The sequence below is a fragment of the Psychromarinibacter sp. S121 genome (assembly GCF_049801035.1).
Lineage (GTDB): Bacteria > Pseudomonadota > Alphaproteobacteria > Rhodobacterales > Rhodobacteraceae > Psychromarinibacter.
Genome location: NZ_JBNAGE010000001.1, coordinates 829,461 through 855,873 on the forward strand (window position 1 = coordinate 829,461; position 26,413 = coordinate 855,873).

Sequence of the window (26,413 nt, forward strand, 5' to 3'; positions counted from 1 at the left end):
TCAGAACCCGATGTAGTTCGCCGGCACGCTCATCTCGGCGCGGATCGCAGCCGCGAGATGGCTGATGATGCGGACCTTCTGCGTCTGACCGGTCGCCTCGGCATTCGCCGCGTCGGCGCCCTTCAGCGAGCGGAAGTTCAGCGTCACGCGGTGCGCTTCCATCAGTTCCGCCCCGGTCCGGGCGTCACGCACCATCATCAAGAGCTCGATCTCGTGCCAGCCCCCGATGGTGTAGTAGGTCTTCGGCGTCACGGCATGGAACCGCTGGACCGCCACGTCGACCACCACGGCGCGATTGCCGTGCATCTCGCGGGTGCCGGCGGCAAAGCCGGCCTTCACGACAGCGGCCACCTGCTCATAGCGGTCGCCCAGCGGATCGCCATGCCACACGATATCGGCGACAGGCTTGTAGGTATTCAGTTCACTGACTTTCAGACTGCGCGGAACCTGCACGTTGATCTGAACGACATTGAACCGCGGCAACGCGGTGGCCGACACGGTCGGCGCCTCGATCGTCGTTTCAGTCATCAAACCACGGGTCACGCTTGTCTGCGCACAGGCAGACAGTCCCAACACGGCGCAAAGCGCCAAAACGATACGCGGGTTACGAAGTGCGGCTAGTATCATCTTCCACCTCCTTGGCCAAAATGGCCGGCCTCTGACGGGACCGGATATTGTTAACCAAGTGAGGCCAAAAAAAGAAAATCCCGGAGCCTTTCCGGGATTTCGATACAGCCATAGGGTGAATTTCGTTAACGAAGCCCTTGGTTTACGGGGCCGGCGGCAAGGAAGGTCTGCGCCGCTGGCCCGTCTTTTCCGCCGCGGTCGCGGCGGCGGTCGCTTAGATGGTGCCGCGCTCGTTGCGCTTGAACCCACCGCGGATCCAGCTGCCCATCTGGCGGAAGCCGCTGGCCATCGCTTCGGCTTGCATGCGGCGTGCTTCGCGTTCGATTTCCACGAAGTCGATGCGGCCCTGATCGTCGTACTTGCTCATGTTACCGTTTCCTGTGCTCGGTTGCTCTGTTTCGGGGCACTTCCAGCCGAATGCCGGGGCGGCCCCTGTTTTCCCTTGGTGCTCAACCTAAGTCGGTCGACAGTGAAGTTGCACAGACAATGCGGAATTTCCGCCATGCGTATGCTGCAACGCAGAATGTGCGAAGCGTTGCGTCCCGCGCATGCCCCAATGCCGTTCTTGTTAGCGCTAACCACAACTGTTAAACTACCTTCGAGCCCGGAACAGGCCGCAGGACGGCCAAAGACAGGACGAACCCAGCCATGCCCCTCGACGCAAGGATCGAAGCCGTCACCGAGCGCATTCGCGCCCGCAGCCGCGACAGCCGCAGCCGCTATACCGACCGGATGGCGGCGCTGGCCGAGGCGGGGCCGCGCCGCGCGCATCTCGCCTGCGGCAACCAGGCCCATGCCTATGCCGCAATGGGCGAGGACAAGGCCGCGCTGGCCGAGGGCCGCGCCCCGAACCTCGGCATCGTGACCGCCTACAACGACATGCTTTCGGCGCACCAGCCGTTCGAACGCTTCCCCGACATCATCCGCGATGCGGCGCGCGCCGCGGGCGCCACGGCGCAGGTCGCGGGCGGGGTGCCCGCGATGTGCGATGGCGTCACGCAGGGCCAGCCCGGCATGGAACTGTCGCTGTTCTCGCGCGATGTGATCGCGCTGGCGGCGGGGGTGGCCCTGTCGCACAACACTTTCGACGCGGCGGTCTACCTTGGTGTCTGCGACAAGATCGTTCCCGGCCTGATCATCGCCGCCGCCTCGTTCGGGCATATCCCCAGCGTGTTCCTGCCCGCCGGCCCGATGACCAGCGGTCTGACGAATGACGAGAAGGCCCGCGTGCGCCAGCAGTTCGCCGCCGGAGAGATCGGCCGCGACAAGCTGATGGAAGCCGAGATGGCGTCGTACCACGGCCCCGGCACCTGCACCTTCTATGGCACCGCGAACACCAACCAGATGCTGATGGAGTTCATGGGCCTGCACCTGCCGGGCGCGTCTTTCGTGAACCCCAACACGCCGCTGCGCGATGCGCTGACCACGGCGGGGGCCCAGCGGGCGCTGGCGATCACCGCGCTGGGCAACGAGTTCACGCCGGTCTCGGACGTTCTGGACGAGAAAGCCTTCGTGAACGGCATCGTCGGCCTGATGGCGACCGGCGGGTCGACCAACCTTGTGCTGCACCTGCCCGCGATGGCGCGCGCGGCGGGGGTGATCCTCGATACCGAGGATTTCGACGAGATCAGCGGCGCGGTGCCGTTGATGGCCAAGGTCTATCCGAACGGTCTTGCGGACGTGAACCACTTCCACGCGGCGGGCGGGCTTGGCTACATGATCGGAGAGCTGCTGGACTCGGGCCTGCTGCACCCCGACACCAAGACCGTCGCGGGCGAGGGGCTGGCGCGCTACACCGAGGAACCGGTGTTGCAGGACGGAACGCTGGCGTGGCGCAAGGGCTCGGGCGAGACGCTGAACGACAAGGTATTGCGGCCCGTCTCGGACCCGTTCCAGGCGACCGGCGGGCTGAAGGACCTGCAGGGCAACCTGGGCCGGGGCGTGATGAAAGTCTCTGCCGTGAAGCCCGAACGCCACGTGATCGAGGCGAAGGCGCGGATCTTCCACGATCAGGTGGATGTGAAGAAGGCGTTTCAGGCCGGCGAGTTCACCGAGGACACGGTGGTCGTGGTCCGCTTTCAGGGGCCCAAGGCGAACGGAATGCCGGAACTGCACTCGCTGACTCCGGTGCTGGCGGTGCTGCAGGACCGCGGCCTGAAGGTCGCGCTGGTCACCGATGGCCGCATGTCTGGCGCGTCGGGCAAGGTCCCGGCCTGCATCCATGTCTGTCCCGAAGCGGCGAACGGCGGCCCGATCGCCCGCCTGCGTGACGGCGACGTGGTGCGGGTGGATGCAACGGCGGGCACGCTCGAGGCGGTGGGCGTCGACCTGTCGTCCCGCCCGCTGGCGGAAGCCGACCTGACGGCCAACCAGTTCGGCCTTGGCCGCGACCTGTTCGAGGTGTTCCGCCAGACCGCCGGCGACGCCTCGGCCGGCGCGGGGGTCGTTGTTTGACCTGATGCTTCTTTGGTCCGGGAAATATCCCCGCCGGAGGCATTGAAAGTTACTGTTCCGCCAGAGTCTTCTTGCCTCCGGCGGGGATATTTAGAAGACCAAAGAAGCCGGTAAGGTTTCGGGGAGACGTGAGATGATGACACCCAAGGACATGAGCGCGCAGGCGCTGGAGATGTGCCGCCTGGCCCCGGTGATCCCGGTGCTGGTGGTCGACGACGCGGGCGACGCGGTGCCGCTGGCCGAGGCGCTGGTGGCGGGCGGGCTGCCGGTGCTGGAAGTCACCCTGCGCACCCCGGCGGCGCTGGATGTGATCCGCGCGATGTCCGGCGTGAAGGGCGGCGTCGTCGGCGCGGGCACCGTGCTGACCGAGGCGGACGTGATCGCCGCCAAGGAGGCGGGCGCGCAGTTCGCCGTGTCGCCGGGCGCGACGGACGCGCTGTGCGCGGCCTGCGTCGAGCACGAGTTGCCGCTGCTGCCCGGCGCGGTGACGGCGACCGAGATCATGCGGATGCTGGAGCGTGGCTTCACCACCGCCAAGTTCTTCCCCGCCGAGACCTCGGGCGGCGCCAAGGCGCTGAAGGCGCTGGGCGCGCCGCTGCCGCAGATGACATTCTGCCCCACCGGCGGCCTGTCGATGAAAAACGCGGCCGATTATCTGTCCTTGCCCAACGTGGCCTGCGTCGGCGGGGCCTGGGTGGCGCCGGGCGACAAGGTGAAGTCGGGCGACTGGGCCGGGATCGAGGCGCTGGCGAAAGAGGCGTCGGCGCTGGAGCGCTGACACCTCTTCGGGTCCACCGGGCTCAGGCCGTAAGCAGCGCCGGTCCGGCCTCGGCCAGCGCCAGCGGGTCAAGGCGGAACATGCCAAGCGCCGCCGTGATCTCGGCCTTGGTCTCTTCGGTGACCGAGTGGGCGCGTTCGGTGCCGGCGCGGACCGTCTCGAGCACGTAACCCGGATCCTTCGCCAGTTCCGCCCGCCGGGTGCGGATCGGGGCGACGAGCGCCTGCAGCACATCGTCCAGCCGGCGTTTCAGGACGCTGTCGGCGAGACCTCCGAAGCGGTAGCGCTCTTTGAACTCGGCCACGAGGTTGCGGTCGGGGTCGAAGGCATCGAGATAGGTGAAGACGACGTTGCCCTCGACCTGACCCGGGTCCTCGATCCGCAGGTGGCCGGGGTCGGTGTACATCGCCTGAACCGCGGCGTGGATTTCGTCCGGCGAGGCCGACAGCGGGATCGCGTTGCCGCCGGATTTCGACATCTTCGCCTTGCCGTCGACGCCGGGAAGCCGGCCCGTCGCGGGGATCACGGCGGTCGCCTCGGGCAGCACGTCGCGGCCCGCGGCGGCGTTGATGCGGCGGACGATCTCGTTTGTCTGCTCGATCAGCGGCGCCTGGTCTTCGCCCACCGGCACGATGGTGGCGCGGAAGGCGGTGATGTCGGCGGCCTGCGCCGCCGGGTAGCACAGGAACCCCGCCGGGATGTCGCGGCCAAAGCCGCGGGCGCGGATCTCGTCTTTGATGGTCGGGTTGCGTTCCAGCCGCGCGACGGTGACGAAATTCAGGTACAGCATCGACAGTTCGGCCAAAGCGGGAAGCTGCGATTGCAGGCAGATCGTGCTGCGCGCGGGGTCGATCCCCACGGCGAGGTAGTCGGTCGCGACCTCCAGCACGTTGCGGCGGATGCGGCCGATGTCGTGGGCGTTGTCGGTCAGCGCCTGCGTGTCGGCCAGCAGCAGGTACTGGCGGTGGCTGTCCTGCAGCGCGACGCGGCTTTTCAGAGAGCCGGCGTAGTGGCCGAGGTGCAGCGGGCCGGTGGTGCGGTCGCCGGTCAGGATGACGGGTTTCGGTGACGGTTGCATGGGTCTGGGTCCTTTCGGGGTGGTGGGACACCGCACGGGGGGAACGCAGAACCAGAAGAGCCGCCCATGCGGCGGCCCGGTGGATGATGTGTAAGGGTAATCGTCCGGCCGCCTTGTCAGAAGGCGCGCCACCAGAAATTGCGGAAGGTGATCGTCGGACGGGTCATGGCGTGTTGCTAGCGCGGGCAGGGCGGGGCGGTCAACAGGTTTGATGGTTCGCCGGTTCGAGCGGCGCGAGGAGGGGGCGCTGCCCCCGTCGCGCCGTGCGCGACTCCCCCGAGGTATTTGGGAAGAGAAGAAGAGGGGAGCGGCGTGGTGTCGGGGGGCGGCGTGTCGTGGGCTCTTCCGCCGGGGGGCGCAAGTGGATAGGAGAGGCGCATGACCATGCCCACCATACGCCTCATGCCCAAGGCCGAGGCCCGTGCGATCCGTCACGGGTTTCCCTGGGTCTATTCGAACGAACTTGTCACCGACCGCCGCACAAAAGCGATCGAGCCCGGCACGCTGGCCCTGCTGGAGGACAGCGCGCGCACGCCGATGGGCGTGGTGGCGGTGAACCCGCAGTCGCGGATCATCGCGCGGATGCTGGACCGTGACCCCGAGGCGGTGATCGACCGCGACTGGCTGGCCACGCGGCTGCGGGCGGCGCTGGCGCATCGGGAGGCGCTGTACGACGCGCCGTTCTACCGTCTCGTCCATGCCGAGGCCGACGGGCTGCCCGGCGTCGTCATCGACCGGTTCGGCGACGCGGCGGTGATCCAGCCCAACGCGGCCTGGGCCGAGGTGTTGCTGGACGACCTGGCCGCCGCGCTGGTCGAGGTCACGGGCGTTTCGACCATCGTGAAGAACGGCAGCGGGCGGGCGCGGGGGCTGGAAGGGCTGCCGGACGAGACGCTTGTGATGACGGGCGCGCTGGACGGTCCGGTGCCGGTGGCGATGAACGGCGCGACCTATATGGCCGACCTGACCGGCGGGCAGAAGACGGGGCTGTTCTTCGACCAGCGGGACAACCACGCCTTCGTGCAGCGGCTGGTGAAGGGCCGCCGGATGCTGGACGTGTTCAGCCACGTGGGGGGCTTCTCGCTGGCCTCGCTTGCGGGTGGTGCAACGCAGGCACTGGCCGTCGACAGCTCGGCCCCGGCGCTGGAACTGGCGGAGCAGGGCGCGGGCGCGATGGGCGCGGGCGACCGGTTCGCCACGCGGAAGGGCGATGCCTTCGACGTGATGGCGGCGCTGGCCGACGAGGGCGAGCGCTTTGACGTGGTGGTTTGCGATCCGCCGGCTTTCGCGCCGAACCGGCAGGCGCTGGACGCGGGCTTGCGCGCCTACGAGCGGGTCGCGCGGCTGGCGGCGCCGCTGGTGGCGCCGGGCGGGTACCTGTGCCTGTGCTCGTGCTCGCATGCCGCCGACCTGACGAAGTTCCGCAACGCCTCGGCGCGCGGGATCGGCAAGGGCGGGCGGCGCGGCCAGATCATCTGGACCGGCTTCGCGGGGCCGGATCATCCGCAGCTGCCGCAACTGGCCGAGTCGGGCTATCTCAAGTCGCTGGTGTTCCGGCTGTCCGAATGAAGGTCCTGATCGACGCGAACGTGCTGTATCCGACGGTGATGCGGCAGGTGGTTCTGGGCGTCGCGAAGGCCGGGCTGTTCACGCCGCTGTGGTCGGCGCGCATCCTCGAGGAATGGGCGCGGGCAGCGCGCAAGCTGGGCCCCGAGGGCGAGGCGCAGGCGCGGGCCGAGGTGGCGCTGGTGCGCCGCGACTGGCCCGATGCCGAGGTGCCGGTGCGCGAGGGGCTGGAGGCGCGGCTGTGGCTGCCCGATCCGGCGGACGTGCATGTGCTGGCGGCGGCGGTGACCGGCAGCGCCGATATCATCCTGACCGAGAACGCGCAGGACTTTCCGCGCGGAGTGCTGGCCGAGGAGGGCGTGGAGCGGCAGGCGGTCGATCCGTTCCTGATGGGGCTGTTTGCCGACCACCCCGACGCGGTGGCGCAAGCGGCAGAGGCGGTACGGCAAGAGGCCGAGCGTCTGTCGGGCGAGCCGTGGGAAATCCGCAAACTGCTGCGCAAGGCGCGGCTGCCGCGGCTGGGCAAGGCGCTGGCGGCGCGGGACGCCTAGCCGCCGGTGTGGCTCATGTGGCGGGTCATCTGGCCGTCGGCGCGCTGCCGCGAATAGTCGAAGTCATGGCCCTTGGGCTTGCGTCCGATCGCCTTCTCGATGGCCGAGACCAGCGGCGCGTCGGTGTCGGGGAAGTTCCGAAGGGGCGTGCGCAGGTCGGCCATGTCTTCCTGTCCGAGGCACATGAACAGCTCGCCGGTGCAGGTCAGCCGCACGCGGTTGCAGCTTTCGCAGAAGTTATGCGTGAGCGGGGTGATGAAGCCGATCTTCTGGTCAGTCTCTTCCAGCCGGACATAGCGCGCGGGGCCGCCGGTGCGTTCGGGCAGATCGGTCAGCGTGTACCGCTCGGCCAGACGGGCGCGCAGGTCGGACAGCGGCCAGTACTGGTCGAGACGGTCGACCTCTCCCATGTCGCCCATCGGCATGACCTCGATGAAGGTCAGGTCCATGTCCTCGCGGGCGCACCAGTCGACGAGGGTGAACAGTTCGTCCTCGTTGAAGCCCTTCAGCGCCACGGTGTTGATCTTGATCCGCATGCCGGCGTTCCGCGCGGCCTCGATCCCTTTCATCACCTGCGGCAGGCGGCCCCAGCGGGTGATCTGGGCGAAGCGGTCGTCGTCCAGCGTGTCGAGCGAGATGTTCACCCGCCGCACGCCCGCGTCCCAAAGATCGTCCGCGAAGCGCGCCAGCTGGCTGCCGTTGGTGGTCAGCGTCAGTTCCTTCAATGTCCCGGCGTCGAGGTGACGGGTCATCGATCGGAAGAAAGTCATGATATCGCGACGAACCAGCGGCTCGCCGCCGGTGATGCGCAGTTTCTCGACCCCGAGGCCCACGAAGGTGGAACACATGCGGTCCAGCTCTTCCAGCGTCAGAAGTTCCTTCTTCGGCAGGAACGTCATGTTTTCCGCCATGCAATAGGTGCAGCGGAAGTCGCAGCGGTCGGTCACCGAGACCCGCAGGTAGGTGATCGCACGTTCGAAAGGGTCGGTCAGGCGCGGTGTCATATCCCACACCTAAGGGCAGCAGAACATTGCCGCAAGCCACAGCATCGTGTTGATCAGCGGCGATGTTCTGCCTAACCTGCCGGACATGAAAAAGATCACCCCCTTCCTGACGCTCCTGCTGCTGGCCGCCTGTGCCGGCGAGGGGCCCGGCCCGCTTGGCGGCGAAACCACTCCGCCCGCCGCGGAAGCCGATGCAGACCCCGCGAATCCCACGGGTCTGGACACCACCACGGACACCGTCGAGACCACCACGCTTGACGATCCCGCGGCGGGGAACGACACCGAGACCGCCGCCGTGACGCCGCCCGCGACGCCCGCGCCCGAGACGCCGGCCCCGGAAACCACCCCGGCGCCCGAAACCGCCGCGGCGCCGGACCCCGAGCCTGCGCCCGCGCCGGCCCCGGAAGCGGCAGGCGATGGCCGGCTTGGCACCACGGTCGCGTCGATTGGCGCGGCGGACGAGCCGGGCTTCTGGATCCGGACGCCGCTGGTCAGCGAGCAGGCCTCGGGCCGGCTGTTCTATCCGGCGTCGGGCCGCACGGTTCAGGTGCAGCTGATCCCGTCGGGCGGCGCATCGGGTTCGGGCAGCCAGGTCTCGCTGGCGGCGCTGCGGCTGCTGGACGCACCGCTGGACGGGCTGCCGGAACTGGTCGTCTACCGCAACTGAGTTTGATCGGCCCAGAGCTTCGGGTCACGGGAACGCGCAAGGTTCGGCCTTGCGCGTTTTTCGTTTTTGCAACGCGGGTTGCGGGCGGATCTTAAAGTGGCGAGCGGGCCTAGTTGCCGCCCAGACCGGCCTGCATCACCTGCTTGCGCAAGGGGGTGTCATGCACCAGCCGCAGCCCGGCGCGGCGGATCGCCTGGATCGGGGGCTCGCCCGAGCGGCAGATGCGGTTGTAAAGGTCGATGACCTGCGCCCGAAGCGCGATGTCGCGGTGACGGCGGCGGGCATAGGCGTCCAGCTGCTGTGGCGTCCCCAGCGCGTCCGGCGCTTCGGCGGCGAGATCCGCAAGAAGGGCGATGTCGTTCAGCGAGGTATTCAGCCCCTGCGCACCGATGGGGGGCAGCACATGCGCGGCCTCGGCCACCAGCGCCACGCGCTCGGCGGTCAGGTGGTCGGCGGTGCGGGTGATGACGGGCCACTGGCCCATCGGGCTTGCGCGTTCCATCGGGCCAAGGATGCCGCAGGCGCGATCTGTCATCTCGTGTGCGAAGGCGGCGTCGTCCAGCTTGGCGAGGTCGGCGGCGCGGCGGCCGTCGTTCATCCAGACGATGGCAGAGGCCGGGACGCCGTCGATGTCCGGGACCGGGACCGTGGTGAAGGCGCCGCCCTGATTGTAGACCTCGGTCGAGATGCCGGAATGCGGCACCGGGTGCATGGCGGTGAAAGCAAAGGCGCGCTGGCCGTAACGGCGGGTGGTCGCGGTGATGCCCGCCGCTTCGCGCAGGGGTGAGTCGCGGCCATCGGCGGCGACCGCCAGCCGGGCGGCGACGACGCGGCCATCGGTCAGAGTTACGCGCGCCTCTCCGGTGCGGGTCAGCAGAGCGCGAAAGCCGGTGCCCCACGCGATCTCGACCTCGGGCATCCGGGCCAGCGCGATCATCATGTGGTGCCGGGTCAGCGCGTTGGGGAGGTTCCAGCCGAAGGTCTCGGCGCCAAGGTCGGCGGGCTCGAACAGGCGGGTCTCGCGGATCTCGGGCGGCCATCCCTCGGTGTCGACGATGCGCAGGGCGTCCAGCCGCACGGCATGGGGCGCAAGGTCGTCCCACAGGCCGATCCGGTCCAGCAGGTCGCGTGAGGGGCCGAGGAAGGCGGTGGACCGCAGGTCGCGCGTGTCGGCGTCGGGGGCGGGGGGCGGCGCGGGGTCTGCCAGCAGGACCGAGAACCCGGCCTGTCCGAAGGCGGCCGCAGCGGCCAGCCCGGCCAGCCCGCCGCCCGAGATGAAGACATCGGCCCGCACCACGGTCATTTCAGCTTGTCCAGAAAGCCCGACAGGTCGGCGGTGTGGTGCTGCACGTGATCCGGCGGCTCTGGCAGCGCCTCGGGCGCGACATGGACCGTCTTCATGCCCAGCGAATGCGGCACGGCAAGGTTGCGGACGTCGTCCTCGAACATCGCGGCGGTCTTCGGGTTCAGATTTTCGGCAGCGAATACAAGGTCGAAGGCGGCGCGTTCGGGTTTTGGCCGCCAGTTGGCATGTTCGACGCCATAGACCGCGTCGAAGACCTTGGACAGCCCGCGCCGTTCCAGCACCCGCGCGGCGTATTCGCCGTCGCCGTTGGTGTAGACGATGCGCCGGCCCGGCAGCGCGCCGATGGCGTCGGCCAGCGCGGGGTCCGGGTCGAGGTGGTCGAGCGAGATGTCGTGTACCTCGCGCAGGTACGGCCACGGCTCGACTCCGTGGTGGTGCATCATGCCCGCAAGGGTCGTGCCGTGGTCGCGCCAGTAGGCGCTGCGCAGGCGGTCGGCCTCTTCCGCGTCCACGCCAAGCTCGCGCATGACGTAATCGTTCATCTTCACCTCGATCTGATCGAAGAGGCGGGCGGCGGGGTCGTACAGGGTGTTGTCGAGATCGAACACCCAGTGACGCACATGTGAGAACTGATCGGCAACCATTGCCGCGATATTTAAGTGCGCCACCGGGTCGCGTCCACCGCGAAAGCTTGAACATTGCCGCGCGGCGGGCCTAACGTATCGAACTCACCCGGAAGGAAAGACATGACCGCGCCGAAGACCCCGCAGAAGGATGCCTATGCGCTGATCCTCGAAGCCATCGACGTGGGGCTGTATCGCCCTGGCGACCGGCTGGTGGAAAGCGAACTGGCAGAGCGGTTCGGCGTGTCGCGCACCCCGATCCGCGAGGCGTTGCAGCGGCTTGAAACGCAGTCGCTGCTGACCCGCGACGGGCGGTCGCTGATCGTGGCCTCGCTGGATCACAACCAGCTGGCAGAGTTGTACGTCGTCCGCACCGAGCTTGAAGGGCTGGCGGCGCGGCTAGCGGCCAAGCACGCGACGCCGGAAGAGGTGCGGGTGCTGAACGAGATGGTGGCCGACGACCGCGCCTTGCTGAACGACCCCTCGGCGCTGAGCCAGGCGAACAAGCGGTTTCACAAGCAGATCCACCTTGCCTCGCACAACCGCTATCTGGTGCAGCAGCTGGACCTCGTGCACCGATCGATGGCGCTTCTGGCGACCACCTCGCTTGCGGTGGAGGGGCGGGGAGAGACCGCGTTGGCCGAGCATCAGGCGATCGTCGATGCGATCGGGGCAGGGGATGGCGACGCCGCCTATGCCGCGCTGCGGGCGCATATCTCGAAAGCGTTCGAGACCCGGCTCAGGCGCGACGCCGACGGCGCGTGACGGCGGCGGGCTCTCCTTCCCCTTTCGCAACGCGCGGCACGGCGGAAGCGTCGGGCTCGGTCTCGGGGTAGATCCCGTGTTCGGTCTTGTCCCAGTAGAACGGCCAGGTCAGCAGCTCGAACAAGCCCTTGTAGGCGGCTAGCGCCGCCAGCGGGAAATAGAAATGCAGGGTCAGCACCCATGGCATCAGGTGCCGGTGCTCGGGCCCGCGCACCGCGACCAGCCCCACCGCGATCGAGATCGCCTCTGACAGCAGGAAGGCGGTCAGCAGCCCGACCATGATCGCGGGTCCGAAGGCGGGCGCAAAGGGGTGCTGCATTCCGAAGGGCAGCAGCCAGAACAGCCACAGGAAGGGCGCCAGCAGGAACTGCGAGATGGTGCCGAGAAACAGCATCTGAAACCCGAGGAACCGCCGTGGCCCAAGCTGTTTCAGCAGTTTTAGGGGGCGCCGCATGTGAACCGCCCATGTCATCATGTAGCCCTTCAGCCAGCGCGACCGCTGCCGGATCCACGGCAGCGCGCGGCAGTTGGCCTCTTCCGAGGTGACGGAACCGATGAATTCGGTCCGGTAGCCATGCCGCGCCAGCCGCACGCCAAGGTCCGCGTCCTCTGTCACGTTATGCGCGTCCCAGCCGCCCAGTTCTTCCAGCACCGCGCGGCGGAAGAACAGCGATGTGCCCCCCAGCGGCGCCACCAGCCCCAGCCCGGTCAGGCCCGGCAGCACCACCCGGAACCACGCCGCGTATTCCACCGCGAAGCAGCGGGCGAGCCAGTTCGACCGGCTGTTGTAGAAATCCAGCGTCGCCTGCACGCAGGCCAGATCCGGCCCGCGCCGGTGAAACCGCCGCACCACCTGGTTCAACTGGTCCGGGTCGGGCGCATCCTCGGCATCGTAGACGCCCACGATGCTGCCCCGGCAGAAATCCAGCGCATAGTTCAGCGCGCGCGGCTTGGTCTTGATGCTGCCGCCGGGCACCGTGACACAGCGCATATGCGGCGGCATATCCAGCCCCGCCAGCGTCTCTCGGGTCACGGCGTCGTCCGCCTCGACCACCAGCAGGATGTCCAGCAATTCGCGCGGGTAATCCAGCCGGTCCAGCCGCGCGATCAGCCGCCCGGCGATGCGCCGTTCCCGGAACAGCGGCACCAGCAGCGAGATACGCGGCTTGCGCGCGACGATGGGCATCTCGGCCTCGGGCGGGGCGGTGCGGGTGCGGACCAGATGCCGCGCCAGCGCCGCGCCTTTCAGCAGGCTGTTGGCCAGTAACGTGACGATCGCCCAGAACGTCAGGAACCGCAGCGCCGGCATCGGGTGAAAGAACACCAGCACAAGGCACAGAAACGCCGCCGCCAGCGCCAGCGGATGCGCCCGCGCGGGCGAGAACGCCATGGTCCGGCAGCTTTCAGCGGCGGGCACTCGCGTTTCGGCCCGGCTGACAAGCTCGGCCGGGCGCAGGCGCCAGATCGCGTCGTGGATCTCCAGATCGCCGGTCACCGCCATCCGTACCGGGCCGAACAGCCGTTCCAGCCTTGGGCGGTGCCGCTCGAACGCCTCGGGGCGGGCGCTGGCGATGTCCACCGCGCCACCGCTTCGCCGCCATGGCAGCAGCCCCAGCGACAGGCAGGTGTCCGCACCCAGCATCGCGACCAGCACGGGGTCGGGGGGCTGGGCGGCAAGGTTGGCCAGATCCGCGCCGAACTGGCGGGCAAGCGAGGCATGCAACAGCGGCCGGTCGATCGCGCCGTCCGCCATGAGGATGTCGCCCAGCCGGGCATCGACCCGCGCCTGCCTTGCAAGCGCCGCATCGCGGACGGCGGGGGACAGCGCGCCCGCGTCGACAAGGATCTGCCCCAGCCGGGGCCGCGGCTGGCCGGAATGCTGGGGGGCGGAATGGCCGCTGGCGGTCGGCCGGTGCGGCAGGTCTCTGCCACCCGGAACGGACCGAAGGCCCATAGGATTCTCCACGGCGAAGCCTCGTTCTGACTTCGCCGGAAGATCCGTGTGTTACGTTAAATTTCGCTTAACCGCGGTCGGTTTCGGCGTGGGTCAGCGGCCCTCGATCGCGGCGACGAAGCGCTCGAACAGGTAATAGCTGTCCTGCGGCCCCGGGCTGGCCTCGGGGTGGTACTGGACCGAGAACACCGGGCGGTCGCGGTGCCGGATGCCGCAGTTCGAGCCGTCGAACAGCGACACGTGGCTTTCGATCACGTCGGCGGGCAGGGTCTGGCTGTCCACGGTAAAGCCATGGTTCATCGAGGTGATCTCGACCTTGCCGGTTTCCAGATCCTTCACCGGGTGGTTCGCGCCGTGGTGGCCGTGGTTCATCTTGACCGTGCTGGCGCCAAGCGCGCGGGCCAGCATCTGGTGGCCAAGGCAGATGCCGAACACCGGCATGTCGGTCTTGTCGAGGATATCGCGGATCATCGGCACCGCGTATTCGCCGGTCGCCGCCGGGTCGCCCGGGCCGTTCGACAGGAACAGGCCCGCCGGTTCATGCGCCATCACCTCTTCCGCCGTCGCGGTCGCGGGCAGCACGGTGACGTCGCAGCCCGCCGAGGCAAGGCAGCGCAGGATGTTGCGTTTCGCGCCATAGTCGATGGCGACGACCTTGTGGCCGGGGGTGCTGCGGGTCGGGAAGCCGTCGGGCCACGCCCACCGCATCTGGTCCCAGCGGTACGACTGGGCGCAGGTCACGTCCTTGGCAAGGTCCAGCCCCACCAGCCCGCGGAAATCGCGCGCGGCGGCGACCAGCGCCTCCAGGTCGAACTCGCCGTCGGGGCTGTGCGCCAGCGCGACATGCGGCGCGCCCTGCTGGCGGATCGCGCGGGTCAGGCGCCGGGTGTCGATGCCGCCGATGGCGATCCGGCCCCGCTTGGCCAGCCAGTCGGTCAGCCGTTCTGCGGCGCGCCAGTTCGACGGCTCGGTCGGGTCCCACTTGACGACCATGCCCTCGGCCACCGGGTCCTGCGTCTCGTCATCGTCGGGGTTCACGCCGACGTTGCCCACATGCGGGAAGGTGAAGGTCACGATCTGCCCGGCGTAGGAAGGATCGGTCATGATCTCCTGATAGCCGGTCATCGCGGTGTTGAAGCACAGCTCCGCCGTCGTCTGGCCGGCGGCGCCGAAGCCGCGGCCGTAAAACAGCGTGCCATCAGCAAGCGCAAGGCATGCGGTTGCATTGTCCGGTCCGCGCGAGAGGGGCATGTGCGACTCCTTGTTCGTGATCGCGCGGAACCTAAGGCCAGCCGGGGCGGGAATCAACCCATCACGGGATTCGCGTAACGTAGCAATTTCAATGACTTGCAATAAATGCGGCCAGTTGCGCGCCGCAGCGCGGCACTGTATGTTACGGATTTGCGAAACCTCAAGGGGAGAGGACCCGCACGTATGGATATGCGCACCAGGATCGGCTCTGCGCTGAAGGATGCGATGAAGAGCAAGGATGCCGCGCGCCTGTCGACGCTGCGCCTGATCAACGCCGCGATCAAGGACAAGGACATCGCCCTGAGGGGCGAGGGCGAGGACAACGCGAACGGCGTGGGCGACGCCGACGTGCTTGGCATCCTCGGCAAGATGGTCAAGCAGCGGCAGGAAAGCGCCCGCGCCTACGAGGAAGGCGGACGCCTCGACCTCGCCGAGCGCGAGCGGGACGAGATCGTCGTGATCGAGGATTTCCTGCCCAAGCAGCTGACCGAGGACGAGGTCGCCGCGGCGGTCGACAAGGCGATCGCCAAGACCGACGCCAACTCGATCCGCGACATGGGCAAGGTGATGGGCGAGCTGAAATCGCAATACACCGGGCGCATGGACTTTGGTCAGGTGGGCCCGATGGTCAAGGACCGGCTCGCCTCCTGACGGGCGGTCTTCCGTGAACCGAAACGAAACTCCGCCCGGCCCGGCGCCGCGGCGGAGTTTCGCGTTTGGGCCGTCTCTTTCTTCTCTTTTCAAATACCTCGGGGGGCCGCGCAGGGCGCGGCGGGGGCAGAGCCCCCTCCGGCCCCCAGGGACTGGCGCTGCGCTGCCGAACCTGATTAACCGGACCCGACAGGATCCGGGGGCGACGCGATGGAAACGGACAGGACCGACTGGCGGCTGGTGCTGCTGATCTGGGCGGCCGGGCTGGGCGCGGCGGGGCAGTACGGCAAGCTGAGCGTCGTGTTCGACCGGCTGCCCGAGGCCTATCCGCAGGCCGGCACCTCGCTGGGGTTCGCGGTGTCGCTGGTGGGGTTTCTCGGCATCCTTCTGGGCGTCGTTGCGGGCGTGCTGGTGGCGCGGATCGGATATCGCCGGGCGCTGCTGACCGCGCTGTGCGCCGGCGCGGCGATGTCGGCCTTCCAGGCCACCTTTCCGCCCCTGTGGCTGTTCCTCGCCAGCCGAGTCGTCGAGGGCGCGGCGCATCTGGCCATCGTGGTCGCGGCGCCGACGATGATCGCCGAAGTGACGCGCGAAAGCGACCGCCCGCTGGCGCTGACGATCTGGAGCACTTTCTTCGCCGTGGCGTTCGCGGTGCTGGCATGGGCCGGTATCCCGGCGGCGGCCCGGTTCGGGCTGGCGGCGGTGATCGGGGCGCATGCGGTCTACATGGCGGTGATGGCGGCGGTGCTCTGGCCGATCCTGCCACGGGTGCGCAAGGGCGTCGCCACGCCGCTGAAACAGGGTGAGCTGCTGACCGCCCACGCCCGGATCTACCGCAGCCCCGCCATCGGCGCGGCAGCCTGGGGCTGGCTGTTTTACACCACATGCTTCGTCGCCGTCCTGACCGTGCTCGCGCCCTTCCTGCCGGAAGGCAGCCGGGCGCTGGTGCTGGGGCTGATGCCGCTGGCCTCGCTCGCGACCTCGATGACGCTGGGCGTCTGGCTGTTGCGGCGGGTGTCGGCGGTGACCGTCTCGGTCGCGGGTTTCGCCGCCTGCGCGGTGGTGGCTGTGGCGCTGTGGGCGGTGCCGGGCAGCCCCGTCCTGTTCCTGGCGCTGGGCGCGACGTTGGGGCTGGTGCAGGGGTCGGGCTTCAGCGTGGTGCCGCAGCTGAACCCGACGCTCGAGGACAGGGCGCTGGCCAATGGCGGCATGGCGCAGGCGGGCAACCTCGGCAACACCATCGGCACGCCGCTGATGGTCTCGGTGATCGCGGTTTCCGGCTACGGCGGGCTGATGGTGATGCTCTGCCTCTTGTTTCTTGCCGGCGCGGGCGTACATCTGGCCCTGCAGCGCCGACGCGACGGGCAGATCGCCTGACGGCTGCTGACAATCCGGCAAGGAACCTGTGGATGTTCGCGCAATGTTCCAATTTTCGATTGGAGACTCGCGCGCCGTGGGTTAACTGTTAGGCGGCGGTTAAGGGGTATCCGATGGCTGATCTGAAGAAGATCGAAGTGCGCGGCGCGCGCGAGCACAATCTGAAGGGCATCGACGTGGACATTCCGCGCGACGAGCTGGTGGTGATCACCGGCCTGTCGGGCTCGGGCAAGTCCTCTCTGGCCTTCGACACCATCTATGCCGAGGGGCAGCGCCGCTACGTTGAATCGCTGTCGGCCTACGCCCGCCAGTTCCTCGACATGATGGAAAAGCCCGACGTCGATCACATCTCGGGCCTGTCGCCCGCGATTTCCATCGAGCAGAAGACCACCTCGAAGAACCCGCGTTCCACCGTCGGCACGGTGACCGAGATCTACGACTACCTGCGCCTTCTGTTCGCCCGCGCCGGCACGCCCTATTCCCCCGCCACCGGCCTGCCGATCGAGGCGCAGCAGGTGCAGGACATGGTCGACCGGGTCATGACGATGGAAGAGGGCACGCGGGGCTACCTGCTGGCGCCCATCGTCCGGGACCGCAAGGGCGAGTACAAAAAAGAGTTCGTCGAGCTTCGCAAGCAGGGCTTCCAGCGGGTGAAGGTGAACGGCGCGTTCTATGAACTCGACGAGCCGCCGACGCTGGACAAGAAGTTCCGCCATGACATCGACGTGGTCGTCGACCGCATCGTGGTGCGCGAGGGGCTGGAGACGCGCCTTGCCGACAGCTTCCGCACCGCGCTGGACCTCGCCGACGGCATCGCGATCCTGGAAACCGCGCCGAAAGAGGGAGAGCCCGAGCGGATCACCTTCTCCGAGAATTTCGCCTGTCCGGTCAGTGGCTTCACCATCCCCGAGATCGAGCCGCGCCTGTTCTCGTTCAACGCGCCCTTCGGGGCGTGCCCGTCCTGCGACGGCCTTGGCGTCGAGCTGTTCTTCGACGAGCGCCTTGTGGTGCCGGACCAGAACCTGACGATCTACAACGGCGCGCTGGCGCCGTGGCGGAAGGGCAAGTCGCCCTATTTCCTGCAGACCATCGAGGCCATCGCGAAGCATTACGACTTCGACAAGAACACCAAGTGGAAGGACCTGCCCGAAGCGGTGCAGAAGGTCTTCCTGTACGGGTCCGGCAAGGAAGAGATCCAGTTCCGCTATGACGAGGGCGGCCGGGTCTATCAGGTGTCGCGCCCGTTCGAAGGCGTGATCCCCAACATGGAACGGCGCTATCGCGAGACCGATTCCAGCTGGGTCCGCGAAGAGTTCGAGCGCTACCAGAACAACCGCTCCTGTGGCGCCTGCGGCGGCTATCGTCTGCGGGAAGAGGCGCTGGCGGTGAAGATCGCCGGGCTGCACGTGGGTCAGGTGGTCGAGATGTCGATCAAGGAAGCCTTCGCTTGGTGCGAGACGGTGCCCGAGCACCTGACCAAGCAGAAGAACGAGATCGCCCGCGCCATCCTGAAAGAGATCCGCGAGCGTCTGGGCTTCCTGAACAACGTGGGCCTCGAATACCTGACCCTGTCGCGCAACGCGGGCACCCTGTCGGGCGGCGAGAGCCAGCGTATCCGTCTGGCCAGCCAGATCGGCAGCGGCCTGACCGGCGTGCTGTACGTGCTGGACGAGCCCTCTATCGGCCTGCACCAGCGCGACAACGACCGGCTGCTGGGCACGCTGAAGAACCTGCGCGACCAGGGCAACACGGTGATCGTGGTGGAACACGACGAGGAAGCCATCCGCGAAGCCGATTACGTGCTCGACATCGGCCCCGGCGCGGGGGTGCATGGCGGGTCGGTCGTGGCGTCGGGCACGCCCGCCGAGATCGCGGCGAACCCGGATTCGATCACCGGCCAGTACCTGACCGGCGTGCGCGAGATCTCGGTGCCCGCGACCCGGCGCAAGGGGAACAAGAAGGCGGTGACGGTGGTCAAGGCCACCGGCAACAACCTGAAGGACGTGACCGCCAAGTTCCCGCTGGGCAAGTTCGTCTGCGTCTCCGGCGTGTCGGGCGGCGGCAAGTCGACCCTGACCATCGAAACCTTGTTCAAGACCGCCTCGATGCGGCTGAACGGCGCCCGCCAGACGCCCGCGCCCTGCGAGACGATCAAGGGGCTGGAGCATCTGGACAAGGTCATCGACATCGACCAGCGCCCCATCGGGCGCACGCCGCGGTCGAACCCGGCCACCTACACCGGTGCATTCACCCCGATCCGCGACTGGTTCGCCGGTCTGCCCGAGGCGAAGGCGCGCGGCTACAAGCCGGGGCGGTTCAGCTTCAACGTGAAGGGTGGCCGCTGCGAGGCGTGCCAGGGCGACGGCGTCATCAAGATCGAGATGCACTTCCTGCCGGACGTCTATGTCACCTGCGAGACCTGCAACGGTCAGCGCTATAACCGCGAGACGCTGGAGGTGAAGTTCAAGGGCAAGTCCATCGCCGACGTGCTGGACATGACCGTCGAAGAGGCGCGCGAGTTCTTCAAGGCGGTGCCCTCGATCCGCGACAAGATGGACGCGCTGCACCGGGTGGGTCTTGACTATATCAAGGTCGGCCAGCAGGCCACGACGCTGTCGGGCGGCGAGGCGCAGCGGGTGAAGCTGTCGAAGGAACTGTCCAAGCGGTCGACGGGCCGCACGCTGTACATCCTCGACGAGCCGACCACGGGGCTGCATTTCGAGGACGTGAACAAGCTTCTCGAGGTGCTGCACGAACTGGTGGACCAGGGCAACTCGGTGGTGGTGATCGAGCACAACCTCGACGTCATCAAGACGGCGGACTGGATCATCGACATCGGCCCCGAGGGCGGCGATGGCGGCGGCACCATCGTGGCCGAGGGAACGCCCGAGCATGTGGCCGATGTGGCCGAGAGCCACACCGGGCATTACCTCAAACCGATGCTGGCGCCGAAGAAGGGCAAGGTCGCGGCCGAATAGGCGTCGCGGCCGGTCGCGCGCGCTGAAGGGGGCTCTGCCCCCCGGCCTGCGGCCTCCCCCCGGGATATTTCCTGACCAAAGAAGATGCGGGTCCCAAAGATGCCCGAATGCGGTGGTTACCTGCTGGCGTTCGGTATCGGAGGGATCGGTGCGTTACGCGATCATTGCCTTGCTGCTTGTTGCCACGCCTGCCGGTGCGGGGCAGCCCTATAGCCAGAGCCTTGCGCAATGCGCGGCGCTGATGGACCTGTCGAACCGGCGCGCGCCGGAACGGCGGTCGGGTGAGAAGGGCATGCGACTGACCGCCGCGCGGGACGCTTATTATGCCGCCGCCGTGGCGCAGGCCGCGCGCGAGGGGCATGGCGACGGGCTGAAGCGGGTCGCCGCGCTGTACGCCGACGCCGCCGCAGGCTGGGACGGGCGCGGATTGTTTTTCGTGTTGTCGGAAGAAGCGCAGGACTGGTTCGGCTATTGCCGGAAGCTTGCCGCGCATCTTGGGGTCGAGCCCTGACCGACCCCCGGACCGGCGGCGCGGGGCCGCCGGCGGGCGCAGATCAGGTCCTTCAGTTCATCAGGTCGGCGAGGGCGCCGACGAAGGCGAGGATCTCGCGGCTTTGCGGGTCCACCTGATAGAATGTATCGCCATGGCGGACGTAGTGCTTGTTCGGATCCAGCCCGAAGCGGCGTGGGTCGGGGACCTTGCGCATGTCCGCGGCAACGGCGTCGCCCGGGTTGAAGCCGGGTTTCGGCGCCGCGGCCTCGACCCTCGGGCGATCCGGGGCGGGACGCGCCTGTTCGGGACGATTGTCGGCGGGGCGGTTCGCGCCGTTGCCCGGAGTGCCACTGGCGCAGCCGCCGTTCGGGGCGCGTTGGCCCGAGGGGCAGGTGACGCCGCCCTGCGGGCCGTCGCCGGGGGATCTTGGCGCGCCGCCCTGTGCCAGCGCACCGCCGGCGACCATTGCCAGGGCTGCCGCCGTGGTAAGGATATATCCTGCTTTCATTTCAACCTCCGTCATTTGGCCCGGTCCGGATTGGCCCCGGTATCGGGCATGTCAGAGGTAGAACGCGCGAGGGCGCGCGATCTGTCGCGTCATTCAGACTGACGTCGCGACAGGCCGGTTATTCGGCGGCCCGCATCCGCGCACCGAGGTTGGGTTCGTCCTCGGTCGGGCGCGCCGGCGCGGCGGGCGCGTCGATGTCCCACAGGATCTCGGGCAGGCGGGTACGGCGCGCGGCCCGGCGCAGCGCCCAGTCGCGGGCGGCGGCGGACCCGCGCGGCATCGACAGGCGCGCCAGCAGCGCGGCGATGCCATGGGCATAGCGTCCGGCCCAGGCCCGCACCGCCAGCAGCGAGGGGGTCAGCACCAGCGTCAGCACCGTCGCGATGCCGAGGCCGAAGACAACCGCGGTCGCAAGCTGCTTCCACCACAGCGAGGTGGGTGAGTTGATCGAGTAACCGCCGCCGATGAAGTCCAGCGACAGGCCCAGCATCATCGGCGTCAGGCCCGCCATGGTGGTCAGCGTGGTCAGGATCACCGGCCGCAGGCGCTGTTCCGCGGTGCGGATGATCGCCTCGATCTGCGGCATGTAGCGCGAGTATTCCTGGAAGGTGTCGATCAGCACGATGTTGTTGTTCACCACGATCCCGGCGAGCGCGACGATCCCGGTGCCGGTCATGATGATCGAGAAGGGCTGCTGCATGACCAGCATGCCGATCAGAACGCCGGTGGTGGACAGGACGACCGCCAGCAGCACAAGCACCGAGTTGTAGAACGAGTTGAACTGCGCCAGCAGGATGATGAACATCAAGAACAGCGCGCCGCCGAAGGCGGTTTGCAGGAAGGCGAGGCTTTCCGCCTGATCCTCCTGATCGCCGGTCCATTCCCATGTCACGCCCGCGGGCAGGTCGACGGCGTCGCTTTCCAGCCACGCGGTCAGCGTCTCGATCCGCTCGTTCGGGCTGATCAGCACTTCGCGGTCCGCGCCGTCCGGGCCGGTGCCGGTGGTGGTCAGTCCGGGCGCGACACCGGCCTTCACGTCGTAATAGCGTTTCTGGTCCACGCGGTCGATCTGGGCCAGCTTCTCGACCGGGCGGCGGGTGACGAAGTTGGACAGCGGGATCAGACCGTCGGCGGTGCGGACCTTCAGCGTGTCCAGCGTCGACAGCAGGCGGTCCTGTTCGGGGAAGCGGACGCGGATCTCGATCTCTTCGTCGGACGAGGGCACGCGCATGGTGTCCAGCAGCAGGCCGCGCGTCACCAGCTGCACCATGCCGCCCACGGTGGCGACGTCGGCGCCATAGCGGCCGGCGGCCTCGACGTCGACGTCGATCTGCCAGTCGATGCCGGGCAGGGGAAGCGTGTCCTCGATGTCGATCAGGCCCTCGGTCGCCTCGAACTGCGTCCGCACCATCTCGGCGGCGATCTGGAGCTCTTCGAGGTTCTCGCCCTTCAGCCGCAGGTGTACCGGCTTGGCCGAGGCGGGGCCCATCGACAGGTTCAGGATCTCGGTCCGGATGCCCGGCAGCCCGGCCAGACGCCGCTCGATCTCGGCGAGGATGTAGTCGCCGTCAAAGTCCTCGGCGACTTCCTCGATGTCGATCAGGCCGAAGAAGGTGGACTCCTCGACGGTGCGGGGGCGGTCTTCCCAGCGGACGAGTTCAAGCTGAATTTGGCCGATGGCGTCGCGCGGGGCCTGACTGCCGCCGGTGTTGGTGTTCAGCCCGCCGTCGCCGGCGAAGGAGAACACGCTGTCGACGCCGGGGACCGCGATCACGATGTCCTCGACCTGCTTCACCAGCGCGTCCTTCTCGGCCAGCGAGAGGTTGCCGCGCGCCTTGACGTAGACGATGGCCTGCTCGGGCTCGGATTCCGCGAAGAACTCGGTGCCGAGGTTGTTCTTGCCGTAGAACGAGAACACGGCGCCGACGAAGAAGATCACAAGGCCGATGGTGACCAGCGGCATGATCGGGTTGCCGACGATGAACTTGATCAGCCAGCCGAACAGCGTGTGCCGCGTGCGGGTTGAGATGCGGCGGGGCGGGCGCTGGATGCGGACGGACTGCATCGCGATGCCGGTCCAGATCGCGCCGAACAGGAACACCGCCGCGCCCAGCAGCAGGCCGACGGCGCCGGGCACCGGGGCCTCGCCGCCGCCGAACAGGTAGGCGGGGTTCAGCACCTGCATCGCGCCGAGGAACACCAGATAGGCCGCCACGGCGGCGATCGCCGCGCGGACGATCCACCACGGCACGGCGCGCCGCAGCCAGCCCGAGGTGCGGTCGAAGACGCGGCTGATGCGGCCCGCGACGCCGCCCATCACCGGCAGGAAGATCAGCGCGACCACCAGAGAGGCGGCCAGCACGAAGATCAGCGTGACCGGCAGCATGCCCATGAACTCGCCCGCGACACCGGGCCAGAACAGCATCGGCAGGAAGGCGCAAAGCGTGGTCGCGGTCGATGCGATGATCGGCCAGAACATCCGCGTCGCGGCCTCGACATAGGCGTGCATCGGGCCCGAGCCCTCGTCGATGCGGCGGTCGGCGTATTCGACCACGACGATGGCGCCGTCCACCAGCATGCCGACGGCAAGGATCAGGCCGAACATCACGATGTTGGACACGGTGATGCCCATCAGGCCCAGCAGCACGAAGCACAGAAGGAACGAGGTTGGGATCGCGAAGCCGACCAGAAGCGCGGACCGGATGCCAAGAGCCGACAGCACAACGATCATCACCAGCGCGATGGCGGTCAGGACCGAGCCTTCCAGCTGGCTGACCATCGACTTCACGGTGAAGCTCTGGTCGTTCGAGGTGCCAACGGTGATCGCGGCCTGCAGTTCCTCGGGCCAGTCCTCACGGGCGGTTTCCACCTCGGCGCGGACCAGATCGGCGGTGTCGATCAGGTTGTAGCCCTTCTTCTTCACCACCTGCAGCGCCACGGTGGCAATGCCGTTGAACCGGGCCGTGCCCTCGCGGTCCTCGTAGGTCAGGCGGATGTCGGCCAGATCGCCCAGCGTGACCGACCGGTCGCCGTCGCCGACGATCTTGATGGCGTAGACGTCCTGCTGGCTTTGCAGCGTGGCGGGGATCTTGACCGCGAACGAGCCCTGATCGGTCTGCACCTCGCCCGCCGCGATCAGCAGGTTGTTCTGGGTCACCGCGTTGACCAGTTCGGCGGCGGTCACGTTGTAGGCTTCCATCCGCAGCGGGTCGATTACCACTTCAAGCATCTCGTCCCGGTCGCCCGCAAGCGCGGCTTCCAGCACCGGGTCCAGCCCTTCGATCCGGTCCTGAAGGTCTCGGGCGACGCGCAGCAGGGTGCGCTCGGGCACCGGGCCGGTCAGGTTCACGATGACGATCGGGAAGGCCGAGAAGTTGATCTCGTTGATCGAATACTGTTCCGCGCCGTCCGGGAAATCGGCCTCGGCGGTGCTCATCGCGTCGCGCACGTCGGCCAGCGTCTTGGTCTTGTCCCAGCCGAACTCGAACTCCAGCGCGACGCCGGCATAGCCCTCGGACGCGGTCGAGGACATCTTGTCCAGACCGTCGATGTCGACCAGTTCGGCCTCCATCGGCTTGATCAGCAGCTTCTCGGCGTCCTCGGCAGAGATGCCGGGGAAGGGGACCGAGATGAAGATCGCTGGGATCTCGATGTCCGGCTCGCCTTCCTTGGGCAGGGTGGCATAGGCGATGGCGCCCGCCACGACGGACATCACGATAAACGCGATGACCATCCGCGCCCGCGACGCGGCGGTGCCGACAATGCCGGTCATCCCGCTCATTGCGCGGCCTCGCGCCACGTGGGCTTGACCCGCACGCCGGCGATCACGAACTCTTGCCCGACCACGATGATGTCGGCCTCGTCCTCCAGCCCCGACACATACAGGCCGTTGCGGCTGTCGCGCAGGATCTCGACCGGGCGGAAGCCGACGATGTTGTCATCCTCCAGAACCCGCAGGCCCATGGTCCCGTCGTCATCCAGCGTCAGCGCGCTTTGCGGCACAAGGTGCGCGGTTTGCGAGGCGGCGCGGATGGCGATCTCGACGGTCTGGCCGTCGCGGATGGTCAGGTTCTCGTTCTCGACCATGATCTCGACGCGGAAGGTGCGTGTGGCGGTGTCGGCAGAGCGCGACAGGAACGTCACCTCTCCCGTGACCTCGCGGCCGCCCGAGGCAAGGCGCGCGCCGGCAAGAGCGCCAAGTTCCACCTTGTCGACCTGCGCTTCGGGAACGAAGGCCACCAGCTTGATCGGGCTCAGCTGGATCACCGTGCCGCACAGGCTGCCGGGTTGCAGCAGGCTGCCCAGTTCGGCGGTGTCGGTTTCCAGAAGCCCGTCGAAGGGGGCAGAGATGGTGAGGTTGCCGATTTCCTTTTCGGCGGCGGCCACCGCGGCTTCGGCGCTTTCGATGCCCGCGTTGGCGCTTTCGATGCCGGATTTCGCGGTCTCGATCGCGGCGCGCGCGCCTTCCAGACCGGACTGGGCCGAGATCACACCGGCATTCGCCGCTTCGACGCCGGACATCGCGGATTGCACCGCGGCCTTGGCGCTTTCGACCTGACCCTTGGCGGCAGAGACAGCGGCCTTTGCGCCTTCGACTGCCGACAGGGCGTTCTGCACGGTCGCCTTGGCGCCTTCCTGCTGCGACAGGGCCAGTTGCAGCCCGGCCTTCGCCGCTTCGGACGCAGCGCGCGCCGAGGCCAGCCGCACTTCCGAGGCGAAGCCGTTGTCCGACAGCCGCTCGGCGGCGTTCAGGTTGATGCGGGCTTCCTCGACGCGGGCGCGGGCCTCGGCGACAGAGGCTTCGGCGGCGGGCAGTCCGGCGCGGGCCTGCGCGAGACCGGCCTCGGCGGCGGGCACGTTGGCTTCGGCTTCCAGCAGGCGGGCTTCGGCGGTCGGCACCGAGGCGCGGGCCTCGGCCAGACGGGCTTCGGCCTCGGGGACGCGGGTTTTCGCCTCGACGATGGCGGCTTCGGCGGCGGGCAGCGCGGCCTCGGCCTCGGCCAGCCGCGCGCGGGCGGCGGGCAGGGCGGCGCGGGCTTCGGACAGCCGCGCCACGGCCTCGTCCTGACTGACCTGCCGGGTGCCCGGGTCGATCTCGCACAGAAGGTCGCCCTGCTCGACAAAGGCGCCCTTGCGCAGCGGGTCCGAGATCACCCGGCCGCTGGTTTCGGACCGCACTTCGACGCTGCGCATCGCTTCGGTGCGGCCGCGCAGCAGAACCACCTGTTCGATCTCTTCCGCGACCGAGGCCAGCACGACCACCGGCACCGCGGGGAGTTCATCCTCGGTTGCGGCAGAGTCGCCAGACTCGCCCGTCATCTCGGAATCCGATGCGCCCCCTGCGGCAAAGGCCAAAAGCGCGTCGCGCTCGAAGATGACGAGGTACAGGCTGACGATCACGCAACCCGCGACGATCAGGGAGGAAATCCGCATGGGGCCGTCCGTTATCCAAATCTGTCTGGCGTTCAGTCGCGCATCAGCCCGGACCCTGCGCCGGCGACTGTGGCGGGGTGCCGGTCAGGCGGCAGCTAAACCGTTCGGTTCAGATTAACGTCTTCTGCACTGCGGCGCAAGCACCCGGCCGGGGCCGGGAACCCATTGCTGCCAAGGGTGCGAAGCGCTTTGGCGGTCCGCCCGTCAACGGCATTCCGGCGCCGGTCGCGAAGCCGAAACAAAGCGGCCTTTGCACCGCCTGCCTCGGCGTGTAAAAGCGGCCCGAACCGGCATGCGCCGGACCACGGGCCCGCACCCATGCGGGGGGAAGAGCACAGGCGGAGAAGCG

The 26,413-nt window shown here is 68.1% G+C and carries 21 protein-coding genes; 10 read left to right on the forward strand and 11 right to left on the reverse strand.

Annotated features, from left to right (window positions below; genetic code table 11):
- Nucleotides 1-528 (reverse strand): DUF6778 family protein, encoded by a 528-nt coding sequence (locus ACP156_RS04110; RefSeq protein WP_425050027.1) that lies wholly within the window; start codon nucleotides 526-528, stop codon nucleotides 1-3.
- Nucleotides 529-841: 313 nt separating this feature from the next.
- Entirely contained in the window at nucleotides 842-994 is a 153-nt protein-coding gene (locus ACP156_RS04115) for an RSP_7527 family protein (RefSeq protein ID WP_425050028.1), read from the reverse strand.
- A gap of 281 nt (nucleotides 995-1,275) precedes the next feature.
- Here ACP156_RS04115 and edd point away from each other — a divergent pair, with 281 nt between their 5' ends.
- Together edd and eda are read left to right on the forward strand one after the other, a co-directional pair.
- Complete coding sequence (edd, locus tag ACP156_RS04120) at nucleotides 1,276-3,081, forward strand: phosphogluconate dehydratase (RefSeq protein ID WP_425050029.1); 1,806 nt, start codon at nucleotides 1,276-1,278, stop codon at nucleotides 3,079-3,081.
- Nucleotides 3,082-3,217: 136 nt separating this feature from the next.
- Complete coding sequence (gene eda / locus ACP156_RS04125; protein ID WP_425050816.1) at nucleotides 3,218-3,859, forward strand: bifunctional 4-hydroxy-2-oxoglutarate aldolase/2-dehydro-3-deoxy-phosphogluconate aldolase; 642 nt, start codon at nucleotides 3,218-3,220, stop codon at nucleotides 3,857-3,859.
- Between the two features lie 22 nt (nucleotides 3,860-3,881).
- Here the strand turns inward: eda and trpS are convergent, their stop codons facing one another.
- On the reverse strand, nucleotides 3,882-4,937 hold the full coding sequence (trpS, locus tag ACP156_RS04130; RefSeq protein WP_425050030.1) for a tryptophan--tRNA ligase: 1,056 nt from the start codon (nucleotides 4,935-4,937) through the stop codon (nucleotides 3,882-3,884).
- A 378-nt stretch (nucleotides 4,938-5,315) separates the two neighbouring features.
- Here trpS and ACP156_RS04135 point away from each other — a divergent pair, with 378 nt between their 5' ends.
- Complete coding sequence (locus ACP156_RS04135) at nucleotides 5,316-6,506, forward strand: RSP_2647 family RNA methyltransferase (RefSeq protein WP_425050031.1); 1,191 nt, start codon at nucleotides 5,316-5,318, stop codon at nucleotides 6,504-6,506.
- Nucleotides 6,503-7,054, forward strand: coding sequence for an RSP_2648 family PIN domain-containing protein (locus ACP156_RS04140; RefSeq protein WP_425050032.1), 552 nt, complete (start codon nucleotides 6,503-6,505; stop codon nucleotides 7,052-7,054). The genes ACP156_RS04135 and ACP156_RS04140 overlap by 4 nt, the downstream gene beginning before the upstream one ends.
- Here ACP156_RS04140 and moaA read toward each other — a convergent pair.
- Nucleotides 7,051-8,058, reverse strand: a complete 1,008-nt coding sequence (gene moaA, locus ACP156_RS04145; RefSeq protein WP_425050033.1) for a GTP 3',8-cyclase MoaA — start codon at nucleotides 8,056-8,058, stop codon at nucleotides 7,051-7,053. The genes ACP156_RS04140 and moaA overlap by 4 nt on opposite strands.
- Nucleotides 8,059-8,143: 85 nt before the next feature.
- On the opposite strand from moaA, the gene ACP156_RS04150 reads away from it, so the two are divergent.
- Nucleotides 8,144-8,725: a hypothetical protein gene (locus tag ACP156_RS04150; protein WP_425050034.1), complete on the forward strand. Its 582-nt coding sequence runs from the start codon at nucleotides 8,144-8,146 to the stop codon at nucleotides 8,723-8,725.
- A 109-nt stretch (nucleotides 8,726-8,834) separates the two neighbouring features.
- On the opposite strand, the gene ACP156_RS04155 is transcribed toward ACP156_RS04150, so the two are convergent.
- Nucleotides 8,835-10,028 (reverse strand): FAD-dependent monooxygenase, encoded by a 1,194-nt coding sequence (locus tag ACP156_RS04155; RefSeq protein ID WP_425050035.1) that lies wholly within the window; start codon nucleotides 10,026-10,028, stop codon nucleotides 8,835-8,837.
- Nucleotides 10,025-10,675, reverse strand: coding sequence for a pyrimidine 5'-nucleotidase (locus tag ACP156_RS04160; protein ID WP_425050037.1), 651 nt, complete (start codon nucleotides 10,673-10,675; stop codon nucleotides 10,025-10,027). The genes ACP156_RS04155 and ACP156_RS04160 overlap by 4 nt, the downstream gene beginning before the upstream one ends.
- Before the next feature lie 102 nt (nucleotides 10,676-10,777).
- On the opposite strand from ACP156_RS04160, the gene ACP156_RS04165 reads away from it, so the two are divergent.
- The gene (locus ACP156_RS04165) at nucleotides 10,778-11,419 is read left to right on the forward strand and encodes a GntR family transcriptional regulator (RefSeq protein WP_425050038.1); all 642 of its coding nucleotides are present in this window, start codon (nucleotides 10,778-10,780) and stop codon (nucleotides 11,417-11,419) included.
- Here ACP156_RS04165 and ACP156_RS04170 read toward each other — a convergent pair.
- Both ACP156_RS04170 and carA read right to left on the reverse strand, forming a co-directional pair.
- Nucleotides 11,394-13,373, reverse strand: coding sequence for a glycosyltransferase (locus tag ACP156_RS04170; protein WP_425050039.1), 1,980 nt, complete (start codon nucleotides 13,371-13,373; stop codon nucleotides 11,394-11,396). The two genes, ACP156_RS04165 and ACP156_RS04170, sit on opposite strands and share 26 nt — an antisense overlap.
- Nucleotides 13,374-13,466: 93 nt before the next feature.
- A complete protein-coding gene (gene carA, locus ACP156_RS04175) occupies nucleotides 13,467-14,624 on the reverse strand; it encodes a glutamine-hydrolyzing carbamoyl-phosphate synthase small subunit (protein WP_425050041.1) in 1,158 nt (385 codons plus the stop codon).
- 183 nt (nucleotides 14,625-14,807) lie between these two features.
- Between carA and ACP156_RS04180 the strand changes: the two genes are divergently transcribed.
- The 4 genes from ACP156_RS04180 (at nucleotide 14,808) to ACP156_RS04195 (ending at nucleotide 20,141) form a co-directional block, all read left to right on the forward strand.
- On the forward strand, nucleotides 14,808-15,275 hold the full coding sequence (locus tag ACP156_RS04180) for a GatB/YqeY domain-containing protein (protein WP_425050042.1): 468 nt from the start codon (nucleotides 14,808-14,810) through the stop codon (nucleotides 15,273-15,275).
- A 210-nt stretch (nucleotides 15,276-15,485) separates the two neighbouring features.
- Nucleotides 15,486-16,652, forward strand: coding sequence for an MFS transporter (locus ACP156_RS04185; protein ID WP_425050043.1), 1,167 nt, complete (start codon nucleotides 15,486-15,488; stop codon nucleotides 16,650-16,652).
- Between the two features lie 113 nt (nucleotides 16,653-16,765).
- A complete protein-coding gene (gene uvrA / locus ACP156_RS04190) occupies nucleotides 16,766-19,630 on the forward strand; it encodes an excinuclease ABC subunit UvrA (protein ID WP_425050044.1) in 2,865 nt (954 codons plus the stop codon).
- A 148-nt stretch (nucleotides 19,631-19,778) separates the two neighbouring features.
- A complete protein-coding gene (locus ACP156_RS04195) occupies nucleotides 19,779-20,141 on the forward strand; it encodes a hypothetical protein (RefSeq protein ID WP_425050046.1) in 363 nt (120 codons plus the stop codon).
- A gap of 52 nt (nucleotides 20,142-20,193) precedes the next feature.
- Here the strand turns inward: ACP156_RS04195 and ACP156_RS04200 are convergent, their stop codons facing one another.
- The 3 genes from ACP156_RS04200 to ACP156_RS04210 form a co-directional block, all read right to left on the reverse strand.
- On the reverse strand, nucleotides 20,194-20,631 hold the full coding sequence (locus ACP156_RS04200; RefSeq protein WP_425050047.1) for a hypothetical protein: 438 nt from the start codon (nucleotides 20,629-20,631) through the stop codon (nucleotides 20,194-20,196).
- Nucleotides 20,632-20,749: 118 nt separating this feature from the next.
- Nucleotides 20,750-24,403 carry an efflux RND transporter permease subunit gene (locus ACP156_RS04205; RefSeq protein ID WP_425050817.1) on the reverse strand — a complete coding sequence of 1,218 codons (3,654 nt, stop codon included), beginning with the start codon at nucleotides 24,401-24,403 and terminating at the stop codon, nucleotides 20,750-20,752.
- A 5-nt stretch (nucleotides 24,404-24,408) separates the two neighbouring features.
- Nucleotides 24,409-26,064 carry an efflux RND transporter periplasmic adaptor subunit gene (locus ACP156_RS04210; RefSeq protein WP_425050048.1) on the reverse strand — a complete coding sequence of 552 codons (1,656 nt, stop codon included), beginning with the start codon at nucleotides 26,062-26,064 and terminating at the stop codon, nucleotides 24,409-24,411.
- Nucleotides 26,065-26,413: the final 349 nt, after the last annotated feature.

Excerpts from the sequence above, each read along its gene's own strand:
- moaA (WP_425050033.1), bottom strand. The coding sequence starts at position 8,058 with ATGACACCGCGCCTGACCGACCCTTTCGAACGTGCGATCACCTACCTG.
- ACP156_RS04110 (WP_425050027.1), bottom strand. The coding sequence starts at position 528 with ATGACTGAAACGACGATCGAGGCGCCGACCGTGTCGGCCACCGCGTTG.
- uvrA (WP_425050044.1), top strand. The coding sequence starts at position 16,766 with ATGGCTGATCTGAAGAAGATCGAAGTGCGCGGCGCGCGCGAGCACAAT.
- ACP156_RS04155 (WP_425050035.1), bottom strand. The coding sequence starts at position 10,028 with ATGACCGTGGTGCGGGCCGATGTCTTCATCTCGGGCGGCGGGCTGGCC.
- ACP156_RS04200 (WP_425050047.1), bottom strand. The coding sequence starts at position 20,631 with ATGAAAGCAGGATATATCCTTACCACGGCGGCAGCCCTGGCAATGGTC.
- edd (WP_425050029.1), top strand. The coding sequence starts at position 1,276 with ATGCCCCTCGACGCAAGGATCGAAGCCGTCACCGAGCGCATTCGCGCC.
- ACP156_RS04115 (WP_425050028.1), bottom strand. The coding sequence starts at position 994 with ATGAGCAAGTACGACGATCAGGGCCGCATCGACTTCGTGGAAATCGAA.
- ACP156_RS04180 (WP_425050042.1), top strand. The coding sequence starts at position 14,808 with ATGGATATGCGCACCAGGATCGGCTCTGCGCTGAAGGATGCGATGAAG.
- ACP156_RS04210 (WP_425050048.1), bottom strand. The coding sequence starts at position 26,064 with ATGCGGATTTCCTCCCTGATCGTCGCGGGTTGCGTGATCGTCAGCCTG.
- ACP156_RS04160 (WP_425050037.1), bottom strand. The coding sequence starts at position 10,675 with ATGGTTGCCGATCAGTTCTCACATGTGCGTCACTGGGTGTTCGATCTC.
- trpS (WP_425050030.1), bottom strand. The coding sequence starts at position 4,937 with ATGCAACCGTCACCGAAACCCGTCATCCTGACCGGCGACCGCACCACC.
- eda (WP_425050816.1), top strand. The coding sequence starts at position 3,218 with ATGACACCCAAGGACATGAGCGCGCAGGCGCTGGAGATGTGCCGCCTG.
- ACP156_RS04150 (WP_425050034.1), top strand. The coding sequence starts at position 8,144 with ATGAAAAAGATCACCCCCTTCCTGACGCTCCTGCTGCTGGCCGCCTGT.
- ACP156_RS04140 (WP_425050032.1), top strand. The coding sequence starts at position 6,503 with ATGAAGGTCCTGATCGACGCGAACGTGCTGTATCCGACGGTGATGCGG.
- carA (WP_425050041.1), bottom strand. The coding sequence starts at position 14,624 with ATGCCCCTCTCGCGCGGACCGGACAATGCAACCGCATGCCTTGCGCTT.
- ACP156_RS04170 (WP_425050039.1), bottom strand. The coding sequence starts at position 13,373 with ATGGGCCTTCGGTCCGTTCCGGGTGGCAGAGACCTGCCGCACCGGCCG.
- ACP156_RS04165 (WP_425050038.1), top strand. The coding sequence starts at position 10,778 with ATGACCGCGCCGAAGACCCCGCAGAAGGATGCCTATGCGCTGATCCTC.
- ACP156_RS04135 (WP_425050031.1), top strand. The coding sequence starts at position 5,316 with ATGACCATGCCCACCATACGCCTCATGCCCAAGGCCGAGGCCCGTGCG.
- ACP156_RS04205 (WP_425050817.1), bottom strand. The coding sequence starts at position 24,403 with ATGACCGGCATTGTCGGCACCGCCGCGTCGCGGGCGCGGATGGTCATC.
- ACP156_RS04185 (WP_425050043.1), top strand. The coding sequence starts at position 15,486 with ATGGAAACGGACAGGACCGACTGGCGGCTGGTGCTGCTGATCTGGGCG.